13 protein-coding genes are annotated in these 14290 nt (G+C 68.7%); 4 read left to right on the plus strand and 9 right to left on the minus strand.

Going from position 1 to position 14290, the window contains the following annotated elements:
* Nucleotides 1-63 precede the first annotated feature (63 nt).
* Nucleotides 64-513: a VOC family protein gene (locus ABRP18_RS01275; protein WP_349885316.1), complete on the plus strand. Its 450-nt coding sequence runs from the start codon at nucleotides 64-66 to the stop codon at nucleotides 511-513.
* Nucleotides 514-633: 120 nt separating this feature from the next.
* Here the strand turns inward: ABRP18_RS01275 and ABRP18_RS01280 are convergent, their stop codons facing one another.
* The 9 genes from ABRP18_RS01280 to ABRP18_RS01320 form a co-directional block, all read right to left on the minus strand.
* Nucleotides 634-1380, minus strand: a complete 747-nt coding sequence (locus tag ABRP18_RS01280; protein WP_349885317.1) for an SGNH/GDSL hydrolase family protein — start codon at nucleotides 1378-1380, stop codon at nucleotides 634-636.
* On the minus strand, nucleotides 1377-2555 hold the full coding sequence (locus tag ABRP18_RS01285; protein ID WP_349885318.1) for a DUF4185 domain-containing protein: 1179 nt from the start codon (nucleotides 2553-2555) through the stop codon (nucleotides 1377-1379). Before ABRP18_RS01285 ends, ABRP18_RS01280 begins: the two co-directional genes overlap by 4 nt.
* 54 nt (nucleotides 2556-2609) lie before the next feature.
* On the minus strand, nucleotides 2610-4730 hold the full coding sequence (locus ABRP18_RS01290; RefSeq protein WP_349885319.1) for a hypothetical protein: 2121 nt from the start codon (nucleotides 4728-4730) through the stop codon (nucleotides 2610-2612).
* Nucleotides 4731-4755: 25 nt separating this feature from the next.
* Nucleotides 4756-5568 (minus strand): carbohydrate ABC transporter permease, encoded by an 813-nt coding sequence (locus ABRP18_RS01295; protein ID WP_058631048.1) that lies wholly within the window; start codon nucleotides 5566-5568, stop codon nucleotides 4756-4758.
* Nucleotides 5568-6443: a carbohydrate ABC transporter permease gene (locus ABRP18_RS01300; protein ID WP_058631047.1), complete on the minus strand. Its 876-nt coding sequence runs from the start codon at nucleotides 6441-6443 to the stop codon at nucleotides 5568-5570. The genes ABRP18_RS01295 and ABRP18_RS01300 overlap by 1 nt, the downstream gene beginning before the upstream one ends.
* 8 nt (nucleotides 6444-6451) lie before the next feature.
* On the minus strand, nucleotides 6452-7720 hold the full coding sequence (locus ABRP18_RS01305; protein WP_058631046.1) for an ABC transporter substrate-binding protein: 1269 nt from the start codon (nucleotides 7718-7720) through the stop codon (nucleotides 6452-6454).
* Nucleotides 7721-7809: 89 nt separating this feature from the next.
* Nucleotides 7810-9648 carry a class I mannose-6-phosphate isomerase gene (locus tag ABRP18_RS01310; protein ID WP_349885320.1) on the minus strand — a complete coding sequence of 613 codons (1839 nt, stop codon included), beginning with the start codon at nucleotides 9646-9648 and terminating at the stop codon, nucleotides 7810-7812.
* The gene (locus tag ABRP18_RS01315) at nucleotides 9645-10535 is read right to left on the minus strand and encodes an ROK family protein (RefSeq protein ID WP_349885321.1); all 891 of its coding nucleotides are present in this window, start codon (nucleotides 10533-10535) and stop codon (nucleotides 9645-9647) included. The genes ABRP18_RS01310 and ABRP18_RS01315 overlap by 4 nt, the downstream gene beginning before the upstream one ends.
* Before the next feature lie 210 nt (nucleotides 10536-10745).
* A complete protein-coding gene (locus ABRP18_RS01320; protein WP_061015120.1) occupies nucleotides 10746-11768 on the minus strand; it encodes a LacI family DNA-binding transcriptional regulator in 1023 nt (340 codons plus the stop codon).
* Between the two features lie 227 nt (nucleotides 11769-11995).
* Between ABRP18_RS01320 and ABRP18_RS01325 the strand changes: the two genes are divergently transcribed.
* The 3 genes from ABRP18_RS01325 (at nucleotide 11996) to ABRP18_RS01335 (ending at nucleotide 14274) form a co-directional block, all read left to right on the plus strand.
* Nucleotides 11996-13183, plus strand: coding sequence for an aminotransferase class I/II-fold pyridoxal phosphate-dependent enzyme (locus ABRP18_RS01325; RefSeq protein WP_349885322.1), 1188 nt, complete (start codon nucleotides 11996-11998; stop codon nucleotides 13181-13183).
* Between the two features lie 96 nt (nucleotides 13184-13279).
* Entirely contained in the window at nucleotides 13280-13510 is a 231-nt protein-coding gene (locus ABRP18_RS01330) for a hypothetical protein (RefSeq protein ID WP_058631043.1), read from the plus strand.
* Nucleotides 13507-14274, plus strand: coding sequence for a 3-keto-5-aminohexanoate cleavage protein (locus tag ABRP18_RS01335; protein ID WP_374168961.1), 768 nt, complete (start codon nucleotides 13507-13509; stop codon nucleotides 14272-14274). The genes ABRP18_RS01330 and ABRP18_RS01335 overlap by 4 nt, the downstream gene beginning before the upstream one ends.
* The last annotated feature ends 16 nt before the right edge of the window (nucleotides 14275-14290 follow it).

Below are 14290 nucleotides of genomic sequence, written 5' to 3' on the forward strand. Positions count from 1 at the left end.
CTACCTCTGTGATCGTTGTCGTCAGAGGTCCCGAACGGCGGGGCTCGCGACGAGGAGAAGAGCATGACCATCACCACCACGACCCACCTGAACTTCCGCGGCACGGCCCGGCAGGCGCTCGACTTCTATCAGTCCGTGTTCGGCGGCGAGGTGACCGCGGCGGCCTATGGACAGTTCGGCATGCCCGAGGGCGTTCCGGGCTTCGACAAGATCGTGTTCGGCCAGTTGGACGGTGTCGTGCGCCTGATGGCGTACGACATCCCTGGTGAGGACGACTCGAACCCGGCGGCGACCGCGGGCAGCACGCACCGGGAGAACGGAGCGACCCTCACCGACCGCACGTTCTTTCAGTCGCTGCGCGCCGATTCGCTCGATGAGCTCCAGCGCTACTGGAACGGGCTCGTCGAGGGCGCGACCGTGATCGAGTCACTGGCAGCATCGGCGTGGTCGGCCGGTTTCGGCATGCTCACCGACCGTTTCGGCGTGACCCGGGTGCTCGACGTCGCGGCCTGAGCCCGATGGCCCGTTCTTCCCGACCGGATGCATGAGGATCGGACGGATGCAGGAGGAATCACTGCGAGTGATCCTGCATCCGTCCGATCCTCCGACAGACGTGTCGCCCCAGGACGCCGGTCAGACCGGCGGCCAGTGCGGATGCCGTGCCAGGGCCACCCGTGCCCGCAGGTCCGTGACCACCCGGGAGTCCTCGGCGTCCAGCCCGAGCGGCCCGGCCAGCCCGAGCGCCCCGGCCAGGCCGAGCGCGAGCAGGGCATGACCTGAGGCGCTCGGGTGGAATGCGTCGTCGAGCAACCCCCACGGTGTGCCCTCGTTGCCCGGCCCCGTGCCCGCGGAGAACGCGACGAACGCCTCGTGCTGGTCGACGAGGATCGCTTCCTCGGCGGTAGCCACGTCGCGAATCGCCTGCGCGAACTCGCCGAGACGCGCGCGGTCGGGAGCATGGGACAGGTCGGCGGGCGGCGGCGTCTGCAGCACCGGCACCGCGCCGAGCTCTCGCACCTGTCGCACGAACTCCGCGACCGAATCGGCGAACTCGGACACCTCGATCACGGGATCGAGCCACTCGGTGGTGCAGTCGTTCGTGCCGATCAGCAGCGTCACGACGTCGGGGCGCCAGCATGCCACGCGCCCCTCGAAGTCCGCCAGGATCAGGTCGGCGCGCCACCCCGTGATCGCGGTGTTGATCACCGTGTCGTGCACCCGACCCAGGTCGCCGCGGATCAGCTCGTGCAGATGGTCGACGTAGTTGCGGGCACCGCGGGTATGGATGAGTCCGTGCGTGATGGAGTCGCCCGTGAGCACCCAGGTGAGCGGCGCTCCGGAGGCGAGAAGCCCTCGGAGCGCCGCACGGTCGTCGGTCACCCGGTGACCTCGAGCTGCACGTCGATGAACCGCGGACGGTAGATCGAGGCGTCGTCATACACGTCGCCCACGTTGTCGAAGGTGTTGACGTTGTAGGAGACGAGGATGCGGTTGCCCTGGCGCAGCTGCGGATGCTCGTGCGCGTTGTAGGTGAACACATCGGGGTCGCCGTAGCTGCCCAGTGCCCCGGTCTCGGGAGTGCGGTACAGCTCGACCGGATCGGTGAACGGGCCGGTGGGCGAGCACGAGGTGCGGGCGACGATGCGGGTGCTGAACAGCTCCGACGTGTCCTGCGTGACGAGCAGGTAGCCGTCGTGGAAGGGGGCGATGCTGAACTCGTTCGCCACGTACGGCACGACAGGGACGGCATCGGTCTCGGCAGCTGACCATCTGGTGCCGTTCCAGTACGTCCACGCGCCCTTGACGCCGTCGCGGTCCTGCGCGCGGGCGACGTAGGCCGAGCGCACTCCACCCGGATCCGCGATGCCGTAGATGTACGTGGTGCCGCGTTCCTCCAGCGTCCACGAACCCCAGTTGATCCCGGTCGCCGAAGGCAGGTCGGTGATGGACTCCAGTTGCAGGGTCTGGCCGTCGAGGGTGGCAAGGCGGTTCGCGGTCCACGCGAAGTCCCACTGGCCGCTGCCCGTGCGCCCGAACTGCAGCAGCGGCACCTGCACCGTGCCGTCGCGTCCGGGCGTGGGGTCGCCGATCCAGTACCACTTGCCGTCGGGCTCGGGCGGGATGATGGCGGCAGGCTCCTCCGGGGTGCCTCCCGTGATGGTCGTCAACCCGCCGCGGCGGTCCTGCACCACGACGGAGTTGTTCACGAACGGGGAGTCGGTGGGCCGCGAGCCGTCGGGGTTCACGGTGCCGAGGAACGTGTCGGAGAAGAACCATCCGGTCTTCCCCTTCCCGAGCGGCAGGGAGTACGTGCTGTCGCCGCCGGTCCACGCGCCGCCGGTGTTCCCGTAGGTGGTGAACTGCTCGGTCAGGCCCTGTTTCACGTTCGCCGTGGCGGTGAGCGTCTTGTCGACCAGCGAGCACTGGCCGGGTCCGTGTCCTCCGCCGCCATGGTTCCCTCCGGTCGGGACGGCTGCGGTGGCCGGGGCGGCGAACAGCGCGCCGGCGCAGAGGGATGCCGCGGCGAGGGTCGCCGCGATGGTGCGTCTTCTCATGTCGATCACTCCTTCGTGTTCGGGTGGTGCTCGGTGGTGCTCGGGTGGTGCGGGTCAGCGGCCTGGGGCGGGGGCGATTCCTCCGGAGGCGTCGATGTCGAACGTGCGGGTGCCGACGCGCAGGCCGCGCAGGGTCGCACCCGGGTCGAGGGCGGCGACGCATCCGGCCGCCCGCACAGTGCCGTCGGCGGCGACCGAGACACCGAACAGGGCTTCGATCACGAGCTCGATCCAGGCCCCGGACGAGGAACACGACCAGTCGATGATGTACGGCAGCTGCGGCGGAGCTTTGCGGGCTCCGCCGTTGATGCCGGGCACGGCCTCCTCCACGAAGTGCGCCTGCCCCATCGGCCCTTGGTTCGCCGTGCGGGAGAGTCCTTCGATCCAGCTGGTCAGCACTTCGGGAGCTCCGAGTGCGGCGAGCGCACGTCCCGCGTCGGCGGGCCAGGCGGGATAGGCGCCGTTCCACTGGTGGTCCGGCCGCGGGCTGTAGCTGGCGTCGGGGTCCCACGGTGAGAGCGCACGCATCCAGTTGTCGGTCTGCAGCTCGCGCCGGAAGAACCCGACCATCTCGTCGCGGACTCTCGGAGCGAGGTCGTCGGCGATGGTGGTACCGACCACGCTGAAGTCGTAGCAGTGCCGCACGGGCAGCTGCGTGCCGTCGGGCTGTCCTGCCGCGAAGACACCGGTGCCGGGAAGATAGCGTTCGATCACGGCCGGGAGCAGCGCCTCGGCGTCGGCGCGCAGCGCGCTCGCCGCGGTCTCGTCGCCCCGCAGGTCGGCCAGGTCGGCGGCGGTGCGCATGCTCCACACGTTCGCGGCGTTGAGGCTCGCCACCTCGTGCGTGTACGAGCTCACGCACTCCAGCAGGTTGTCGATCTCGCCGTAGTCGGCCAGGGGTGTATCGCGGCGCAGCTCCTTCCACGCGGTCGCCCACTGCCGCACCGACGCGGCAACGGTGTGGTCGCCGACGAGCTCGTCGAGGAAGGCGACGTCGCCCGTGAAGCGCACGTAGTCGTGCACGAGGCGGGTCATGGCGTAGTCGTTCACGGAGTACCAGCGGCCGACCGGGCCTCCGGTGAGGGACGAGGTGCCGAAGTGCGAGTGGATGTCGAGGGAGATCCAGTGCCGCACCTGGTTCCGCATCTCGTCGGGGTCGAGCAGGGCGTGGCTCACCGAGCTGAGGCTGTAGTCCCAGATGAACGTGGTCGTGCCCCAGTAGTTGGGCATGAGAGTGTCGTACGAACGCCCGAGCACGTTGCCGGCGAAGTCGCGGCGGAACCAGATCACGCCCAGCACCGCCCACCAGTACAGGCGACGCAGGGGTGCGGAGGCGGTGTCGAGCACGGGTAGTGCGCCGGAGAACTCGGTGTCGCTGGGGTCGAACGCGGCGCGGAGCTGTCGGTTCCAGAACTCTTCGGCTGAGGCGACGGCACCGGGGATGTCACCGGCGACGTCAGCCCAGGTAGCCTTCGCGTCGGACTCGTCGAGGCCGATCGCCTGCACGAAGCCGGTGCGCGCGGTTCCGCCGGCGGGCACGGTCAGCGTGGTCGCGAGCTCGCCGCCGCGGCCGTTGCCGCCGATCCCGGTGTCGAATGCATCGGGCAGGTCGGCCACACCGCTGAGGGTCGCGGTCCCGCCGATCAGGCCCTGCACGCTCCACGCCGCGGCATCGGTCGAACCGAACACGAGGCACCCGCCGTCGACGGTCGCGGTGTCGCGTTCCGACGGTGATTCCGCGTCGAGCCAGGCCTCGGTCGACCGGGTCACGCGGGCCGCAGACGACAGGCCGATCCGCACCTCACGCTCGCCCGCACCGGAGTTGCGCACCGCGATGTCGATCGCCACCGCTGTCTTCCCCGGCACGCACACGGTCGTGGTCTCGATCTCGAGCTCACCCACGCTCGCGCGCCGCACCACCCCGTCGGGCCGCCACTCGTGCGTGACGGGCACGCCGTACGACGCGAACAGGCGGCCGTCGACGAACAGCACGGCGGTCTGCGTGAGTCCTTGCGACACCGGTGGGAACTGCACGGCGCTGAGCGCGGTCAGGTCGTGGTCCACGCGCACGGTGCCGAGCATGTTCGTGAGGCCCGTGGGCGCGATCATGTCGTCGTAGTGATGGGTGACCGCATCGGCGACCAGATCCTCGACGGTGGGGATGAGGGGATTCATGATGCCTTTCGAGGCAGGTTGGGGGTCAGTACTGTCCGAGCGCGAGGCCCTTGGCGAAGAACCGCTGCGTGCACAGGAACAGCACCACGGTGGGGAGCGAGACGAGCACGGCCGCGGCCAGCACGACCGACATCTGCGCGCCGCCGTAGGTGCTCTGCATTCCCGACAGCGTGGTGATGATGGGGCGGATGTCGTCGGACTGGCTGAGCGTGAGGCCGAGCAGCAGGTCGTTCCACACGAACGTGGCCTGCAGGATGAAGATCGCGACCAGCGCGCTCGACGCCATCGGCAGGTACAGACGCACGAAGATGCGCCAGGTCGTGGCACCGTCGAGCACCGCGGCCTCGAACACGTTGTGCGCGACGCCGGTGAAGAAGTTGCGCATCACGAACGCCGAGAACGGGATCGAGATCACCGTGTAGATCATGATCATGCCGACGCGGGTGTCGAACAGCCCGGTGCGCGAGTAGGCGTCGAACAGGGGCAGCAGCACCATCTGCAGCGGGAAGACCGTGCCGCCGAAGATCACGACGAACCATAGGAATCCGCGCTTGAGGCGCAGGGCCACGATCGCGAAGCCGGCCGCGGCGCCCACGAGCACGGCGATGGTCGGCGACACGATCGAATAGATGAGCGTGCTGACGATGCTGTCGCCGATGCCGGAGAGCTCGAGCGCCTGACCGAAGTTCTCGAACAGGTGGAAGTCGGTGGGGATCCACGACTCCTTCGAGGTGAAGGTGGTCGGGTCCTTCATCGCGTTCACGACGAGCAGGTAGGCGGGCAGGAGCCACACGATCCCGAGGACGACGAGCACGGTGGTGCGGATGATCTTCGACATCACATCTCCTTCTTCGGGGAGAGCTGCTGGCGCAGGTACAGGACCGAGGCGACGAGGGTGATCACGGTGAGGAACACCGCGATCGCGGAGCCGAGCCCGTAGTCGCTGTTCACGAACGTCTCCTTGTACATGGTCAGCGCGAGGGTCTCCGAGACGGTGCCCGGTCCGCCCTTGGTCATGCCCCATACGATGTCGAAGGTCTTGAGGCTCGCGACGATCGAGAGCCCGACGACCACGGCGGTGAGCGGCCTCAGCATGGGCCACAGGATGCTGGTGAACAGGCGCGCCCCGCCGGCGCCGTCGATGCGCGCGGCCTCGAGCGGCTCCTTGGGGATGGCCTGCAGGCCGATCGTGAACAGCAGTGCGTTCACGCCGACGCCCTGCCACGACGACGCGATGATCATCACGACCGTGTTGAGCGGAGCGTCGAGGAGCCAGCGCGGTGGGTCGGTGATGCCGAACGCGGCGAGGGCCTGATCGAGCGCTCCGCCCGAGGAGAGGATGAACGACCAGACCACGCCGACGCCGATGCCGGAGAGGGCGTAGGGGATGAGGAACGGAAGGCGCAGCCAGATGCCACCCCCGAGGTTCCAGGTGAGCAGCGCGATCGCCAGGCCGATGCCGACCGGGATGATCAGGGTGCCGATCACCCAGAGCACGGTGTTCATCGCCGAGCCCACGAAGTCGCCGTCGGTGAACATCTCGACGTAGTTGTCGAGCCCGATCCACTTCGGGCTGCCGAGGCCGTTGTACTTCGTGAAGCTGAGGAACACCGTCCACAGCAGCGGGAGGTAGAGCAGGACCGCGACCAGGATCACGCCCGGGGCGATGAAGCCCCGGGCGGACCACTGGTAGGGCGTCTTCTGATGCGTCATCCGCCCGCTTACTCCTGCTCTGCCCAGTACTTGTCAGCCGTGGCCTGGATCTTCTCCAGGAACGGCATCGGGTCGCCGGGGTTGGCGTTGAATGCGCCGAACTGCTCGATCGCGGTGGTCACGATCTCGGTGGGCATCGCCTCGAAGAACCGGTCGTAGAGCATGTAGTCGTCGCCGGCGATCTGCTCGCCGATCTCAGCCAGTGCGGGGTCGGAGACCTTCGCCTTCGGGTTGAACGCGACGTCACCGTGTGCGTCGTTCCACGCGGTCTGTGCGTCGGGCGACATCCACCATTCGGCGTAGGCCAGGCCGAGGTCGCGCTGCTTCGAGTTCTCGGCGGTGCAGATCGGGCCCGACTCCACGGCCACCGGTGTGGCATCGAGGTCGTCGCTGACCGCGGGGATCGCGAACATGCCGTAGTCATCGGTGGTCATGCCGGCGCCTTCGAGGTTGCCGGCGAAGAACGTGCCGAAGTTGATCATGGCGTAGTCGCCCTGCTTGAGGCCGACCGCGGGATCGGTCGTGCTGCCCGCGTCGCTGAACCAGCCCGCCTTCTGCTCGTCGAGCCAGACGTTCATGATGTCGACGATCTCGGGGTCGGTGTACTTCACGTCGCCCGTGGTGAGTCCGGCGTACAGGTCGGGGTCGGTGGAGGCGACCAGGTGCTGGAACCACTGGAAGGTGAACAGCACGCTGGTCTGGTAGTACGGGGTGACCCCTGCATCCTTCAGCGTCTCGGCGGCGGTGTTCAGCTCGTCCCAGGTCGTCGGCACCTCGATGCCGTTGTCGGCGAAGGCGGCCTTGTTGTAGAACATGATCCAGTAGGCGATGTTCATCGGCACGCAGTACTGCTTACCGTCGAAGGTATAGCTGTCACGCAGGTCTTCGCTCACCCAGCCCTCGTCGACCGCCTTGGACCAGATGTCGGTGGTCTCGGCGACCAGACCCTCGTCCACGAGCTGCTTGAGCGACTCGCCGGTGTGCCAGGTGAACAGTCCCGGCGACTTGTCGGTGCGGAACGACTGCTTGATGAAGGCGTCGTACTGGTTGGCGTCGGAGTAGCCCGTGGTCTTCAGGGTGATGTCGACGGCATCGCCGCTGACCTCGTTGAGCGACTCGAAATCGGGCTTCCACGCCGCCTTATCGGTGTAGAAATCGAGCGTGCCGGTGACCTCGCCCTCCCCGCCGGATCCGGAGTCGCCGGAGCATCCGGCCAGCGCCAGGGTGCCTAGGAGGAGACCGGCCGCGGCGGCGGCGATCGTGCGTCGCGAAATCATTCTGAACTCCCTTGTTCGTATTTCTCGGGTGTGCGGTGTGTGTCGGGTGTGCGGTTTCTCGGGTGCGGTGCTCGTCGGGTGCGGCGTCTTCAGCTGTCGCTCGAGCGCGAGCCGCGCACGTAGGCCTTGACGGTCGCGAAGCGCGGACTGCGCGAGTTCTCGGTGCGCCGGATGAGGTAGGCCCCGACGGCGGCCGGGACGATGAACGTCTCGGCGTAATGGATCACGAAGGGAGCGAAGGCGTCGGTGGGGCTGACCACCTCGACCTCATCGCCCTCCACGAGGTTGAGCACGTTCACGGTGCCCTCGGTGTCATGGTCGGCCGTCTGGGTGAACCAGTGTCGACGCACCTCGATGAACTCGAGCTCGTGCAGGCCCGTGCTCTCCTCGATCACGTCGCCGTCGGTGCGGATGGTCTCGACCTGGTCGATGAGGTTGTCGCCGACCCAGGTGGTGTCGCGGCCCCACTGGATGTTGTTGGCGCCGTGGTCGAGGTGCACGGGGCGGGGGATCCCGTCGAGTCCCACCCGGCCCCAGTCCCAGAGCTTGAAGGTGAAGATGAACGGCGTCGCCGAGATCTCCAGCACCATCGAGTTCGCGCCGGAGCAGTGCACGGTTCCGGCGGGGATGGCGAAGTGGTCGTGCTTGCGGGCCGGGAACGAGTTGACGTACTTCTCGGCGGGGAACGGGTGCTCGCCGTCCTGGGCCGTCGCCAGCTCCTGGAGCATCTCGGCGGGATCGATGCCCTCCTTCGTCCCGAGGTACACCACCGCGTCGTCGCCGACATCGAGCATGTAGTAGCTCTCGTCCTGCGTGTAGTGCATGCCGAACGTGTTCTGGATGTAATCGGTGAGCGGATGCACCTGCAGGCTGAGGTTGCCGCCGTCCATGGTGTCGAGGAAGTCGAAGCGGATCGGGAACTCGGCGCCGAATCGCGAGAACGTCTTCGCGCCCAGCAGGTCGACAGGGCGGCTGAAGACGAGGTCCAGGGCGGGGATCTCGATCACGCCGCCTTCGCCCTCCAGCAGCAGCGAGTTCTCCTCGGGGACGCAGTCGAAGCACCAGGCGTAGTTGTCCTTCGAGGGGTCGAGGCCGATGAGGTTCTTCATCCACTGCCCGCCCCACACGCCGGGGTCGAAGAACGGGACGACGCGGAACGGGCGACGCGCGGCGTCCTTCAGGGCCTGACGGAAGGCGGCTCCCGTGATCATCCCCGCCTCCGGCAAATCCGGATGCCGCTCGGCCGGCGAGATCGCATTGCCGTCGAGCACGAAGTCGACCGTGTCGAACAGGGCGCGCTTGTGACGGTCGGCGGTGCGCCATTCCACGAAGAAGCCGCGCTTGTACTTGCGGAGGTTGTCTTCCGAGGCGTTGTCGGCGCGCCAGTTGGTCGCGCCCTTGCGCTGGCGCAGCTGGATCTCCCAGCGGGCCATGTCGACGAGCACCGTCACGGCGTCGCCCGTCAGGCGCGGGGAGAGCAGGGCCGCGCCCCAGCCGATCACCACGGTGGGGTTCTCGACGACCGTGTCTGCCAGGGCGTCGAGCTTCGCGGTGTCGTAGAAGTCGGTGAGGGCGAAGTGGCTCATCACACCGAAGACGCGGTCGTCGGTGAGGTTCGGGGCGATCAACTGTTCGACCTCGGCGACCGGCCGCGCGGCGGCCTCGACGTCGACGATCGCCCACTCCGGCAGCGACTGGCGCACCTGGGTGGTGAGGGCCTCGACGTCCACTCCGGGGTAGGTGTCGATCAGCAGCACGGGGGCGGTGCCGGTCACCCGGGCGCAGGCTTCGGCGAGCTCGGCCGCCGCCGTCCAACCGTGCGCGCCGCGGAGGATGCGCTCCCCGGCGGGCAGTGCCACGGTGGGCTGGGTGTCGTAGCGACCTCGGGTGGTGTGCCCTTCATGCATGTCGCTGATCGGGGTGGTCACTGTTCCTCCTGCGGGATGGCGGTGTGGGTGGTGGCGGTGTGGGTGGTATGGATCAGGGTGCTGAGCCCGCGGACGACGGAGAGTTCGGGCTCGGGCGGGACGACGAAGTGCGGCGGGGTCAGCGATGGCCATAGGTGCTCGCGCACGAAGTCCTCGATCGGTGCGCTCACGGCGTCGCCCGCGCGCAGGATGCCGCCGGAGAGGATCACGACGGCGGGGTCGTAGGAGTGCACGAGCGACGTGACGACGGCGCCCCAGACGTGCAGGAAGCGGTCGCGCAGGTCGGGGTGCGCGTCCGTGGTGAAGACCTGCGTCATGGAGACGTGCTCGGGGAGTGCCCTGGTGCTCGCCAGTGCTTCGCCGCAGCCGATGTTCCCGCACGGGCAGGTGGGGCCGTCGATGTCGACGGTGAGGTGTCCGCCCAGGATCCCGGCGTGGCCGGTGCGTCCGCGCAGGGGCGATCCGTCGATCACCGCCGCGGTCCCGATGCCGGTGCCGAGGGTGACGAGCACAGCGTCGCGTTCACCGGCCGCGCTGCCCGAGGAGGTCTCGCCGATCAGCGCCGCGCGCGCATCGTTCTCGACCACGGACGGCAGGTCGAACTCGGTGTGCGCCCAGGCGTGCAGGTCGATGTCTTCGAGGAAGTCGTACTTGGCGTTGGCGTGCAGCATCCGGTCGCTGCGGGGGTCGACGACGCCAGGGACCGCGATGCCCACGGCGTCGGCTGCGCGGCCGGTCTGATCGAGGAGTGCGCGGGCATGAGCGGCGGCCTTGTCGAGGTCGGTGGGGGTGCCTTCGACCGGGATGCTGCGCGAGCCGACGACATGGCTGCCGTCGGTGAGGGCGATCTTGATCTCGGTGCCTCCGAAATCGATGCACAGCTCCATCCGGCCTCCTCGTCGATGATTGGTAACGTTATCAACGCGGAGGTGAGGTGTCAACACGTTGCGTACGCCCCGCCCAGGCCGCTTCACTTGCATGATCGGCGGACGGATGCATGAGCCGCGGCGCGGAATGGTTCATGCATTCGGGGGTGGGTCATGCATGTGAGCCGGACCGGGAAGCAGCAGTGCGGTGGGGAACCGCGCCCGTGCGCGTCAGCGGACGCCGCGCAGTGACACGGGCAGTTCGAGCTCGCGGTGCTCCCTGTCGCGCTCGCCGCCGTCCAGGCGGTCCAGCAGCAGGCGCGTGGCGGTGCGGCCGAGCTCGCGGGGGTCGTGGTCGATCACGCTGATCGGCACGGGGGAGAGCTCGGCGAGCTCGAAGTCGTCGAAGCTCACGATCTCGGGGAACTCCGACGCGGGGCGCGACCCGGCGTTGAGCTGGCCGTTGATCTCCTTGAGCGCACCGATCGCGTTGCGGTTGTTGGCGCAGAAGATCGCGGTGGGCGGATGCGACGCGGCGAGGAGCGTTCGCGTCGCCTCGCGCGCCTGATCGACGGTCTGTTGGTTCGTGGCGACGAGCTGCGGGTCGACCGTGAGGCCCCGCTCCTGCATGGCGCGGACGAAGCCCGCGTAGCGGCGCTCGCCGGTGAAGATCGACAGCGCATTGCCGAGGTAGCCGATCCGGGTATGTCCGCGATCGATGAGCGCCGTCGTCCCGCGGTGGGCGCCTTCGTCGTCGGCGAGCACGACGCTGTCCACGGCGAGTCCTTCGATGCGTCGAGAGGCGAGCACGACGGGGACACCCTGGTTCTGCGAATGGGCGAGGTGCGCGGAGGTCGTGCCGGCGGGGACGACGATCAGCCCGTCGACGCGGCGGCCGAGGAAGTCGCCGACGAGGTCGGCTTCGCGCGCAGGGTCCTCCGAGGTGTTGCCGAGCAGGATGCGGCGACCGGTGAGGGCGGCCTCCTCTTCGACGCCGAGCGCGAAGGTGGAGTAGTAGGGGTTCGCGATGTTCGTGATCGCGACGCCGATGAGGCCGCTCGAGTGTCCTGGACGGATGCTGCGTGCGTTCTCGTTGCGGTGGTAGCCGAGCTCGGCCACGGCCTCCATCACGCGCTGCTGCACGTCGGGTTTGACGTTGAGTCCGCCGGAGAGCGTGCGGGAGACGGTCATGGGGCTGACGCCGGCTCTGGTCGCGACTTCCTTGACGGTCGGGCGGCGCGCTGGTTCGCTCATCACTGCCCTCCGAATGTGGTGCCGTCGATCAAGGGAACGTTACCAGCGCCCCTCCGGTTCTGCGGAGGCATCCACCGCCGTCACGGTGGGAAACCCGAGATGCGAGGGAGCGGGGCCGTCCGTAGATTGGACTGGTCCCGCTGCGAATGGAGTTCCCCGTGTCCGAGATCCGCGTCCTGCGTCTTTCCTGTATCGACGCCGCCGACTGACTCGGCGGGACCCAGACCATGACCTCCGCCTCCCCCGTGCATCCGTTCGATGCCCGCACCCGTCTGTTCCTCGACCGGCCGCAGAGCCGCAAGTGGAGTCTGCACCCCGGACACATCGGCGCCTGGGTGGCGGAGATGGACTTCGGGGTCGCGCCCGAGATCGCGGAGGCGCTGCATCGCGCGATCGACGACGAGAACCTGGGATACCTCTCCCCTCCGCAGGCCGCGGAGCTCGGTGAGGCGACATCTGAGTGGATGCGCGACGAGTACGACTGGGCGGTCGATCCCGAGCGTGTGCATCCGGTCTCGGACGTGATGGCGGCCCTCGGCGTCGCGGTGCAGGAGTATGCGCCAGCGGGTTCGCCCGTGATCGTGCCCACCCCCGCGTACATGCCGTTCCTGACCTACCTGCCGGCGATCGGACATCCGGTGATCGAGGTCCCCGGCATCGAGGTCGACGGGCGCTGGCAGCACGATCTGCAGCGCATCGATGAGGCGTTCGCTGCCGGCGCGAGGACGCTCGTGCTCTGCAACCCGCACAACCCGACCGGCACGATCGTCGGGCGTGATGAGCTGGAGGCGATCGCAGAGATCGTCGAGCGGCACGGCGGGCGGGTGTTCGCGGATGAGATCCACGCCCCGCTGCGCTATGAGGGTGCGTCGTTCGTGCCGTACGCGTCGGTGTCGGAGGTGACGGCCGCGCATACGGTGACGGGAACGAGCGCCTCGAAGGCCTGGAACATCCCTGGGTTGAAGACGGCGCAGCTGATCACCTCGAACGAAGCCGACCAGCAGCTGTACAAGCGGTTCGGTTTCGCGGTGCAGCACGGTGCGGCCACGCTCGGGGTGGTGGCCTCGACGGCGGCATACCGGTCGGGCAAGCCCTGGCTGACGGAGGTGACCGACTACCTCGACGGTTCCCGGCGGCAGCTGGCGACGCTGGTGGAGGAGCACCTGCCCGGAGCCGTGTATCACGTGCCCGAGGCGACATACATCGGGTGGATCGACACCGCGGCGCTCGGGATTCCGGGGCCGCCCGCCGAGTTCTTCCGCGAGCAGGCGGGGGTCGTGCTGACCGAGGGGCGGCTGCTCGGGCGTGGCGCCGAGGGTCACGTGCGGGTGGTCTTCGCGACACCCCGTCCGATCCTGGAAGAGGCGTTCGCGGCGATGGGCGATGCCGTGCGTCGGGCGGGTCTTCTGGTCTGAACCAGTCTCGCTCGGGCGATGGGGCGGAGGCTGTCAAGCCCCTCCGTCGTGTCGGTGGTCTGACGTAGAAAGGGATGCGAGAGAAGGGATCCCGCCATGGCTGCAGGCGACATCGAGACGTTCCACCGCAACGGCATCTGGTTCAACCGCATCGAGGGGGAATCGCAGACGTTGGGGAGCAGCTTCATGAGCGAGGCCGAGGCGGTCAAGGTCGGCCGCAGCGCGGCGGTGGCGCGTCAGGTCGAGCACACGGTGCGCGCCGAAGAGGGCCCGTCGACCGACTCCTCTCCCTATGACCTGCACCCCCGCGAGCTGATCGGCCGATGACCGCGCCGGACTCGGACCCGCCCGCCCGGCCTCCGCGTCGGATGCTGTTGCAGGCATGCGTGAACGGCGCTCGTGATGCGGTCGAGCACCCGTGGTTGAGTGCGGATGCGTCGGTCGTCGCCGACGATGCCGCGCGTGCTGTGGTGGCGGGAGCGCACGAGGTACATGTGCACCCGAAAGACGAGGCGGGTCGCGACAGCCTCGCCGCCGACGATGTCGCCCGATGGGTGGCCGCGGTGCGCTCCGCGAGCCCCGGTGTGCCGGTCGGCGTGACGACGGGAGCGTGGGCCGAGCCCGACGTCGAGCGCCGCCTTGCCGCCATCGAGGCGTGGACGGAGCTACCCGATCACGCGTCGGTCAACTGGCACGAGGCCGGCGCCGATGAGGTGGCCGCGCTGCTGCTTAGGCGCGGCGTCGCGGTCGAGGCCGGGTTGTGGGACGCGGCCGGCTTCGAGGTGTGGAAGCGGTCGCCCGTTCGCGGGCAGTGCCTGCGGGTGCTGATCGAGCTCCCCGACGAGCCGGCCGAGGTGCTGCGCGATCACGCCGAGGGGATGATCGCCCACGTGCAGCTCGAGGAGCCCGACCTCCCGATCCTGTTGCACGGCGAGGAGGGGTCGACGTGGCCGGTGTTCGACCTTGCCGTCGAGTTCGGGCTGGCGTCGCGCATCGGCCTGGAAGACACGCTGCTGCTCCCCGACGGCGCGACCGCTCCGGGCAATGCCGCGTTGGTGCGGGCGGCCGTGGCGCGGATGCGGGGAGTCTGACCGGGCGGGTGCGCGG

The sequence above is a fragment of the Microbacterium sp. WHRI 7836 genome (assembly GCF_040223885.2).
GTDB lineage: Bacteria > Actinomycetota > Actinomycetes > Actinomycetales > Microbacteriaceae > Microbacterium > Microbacterium oxydans.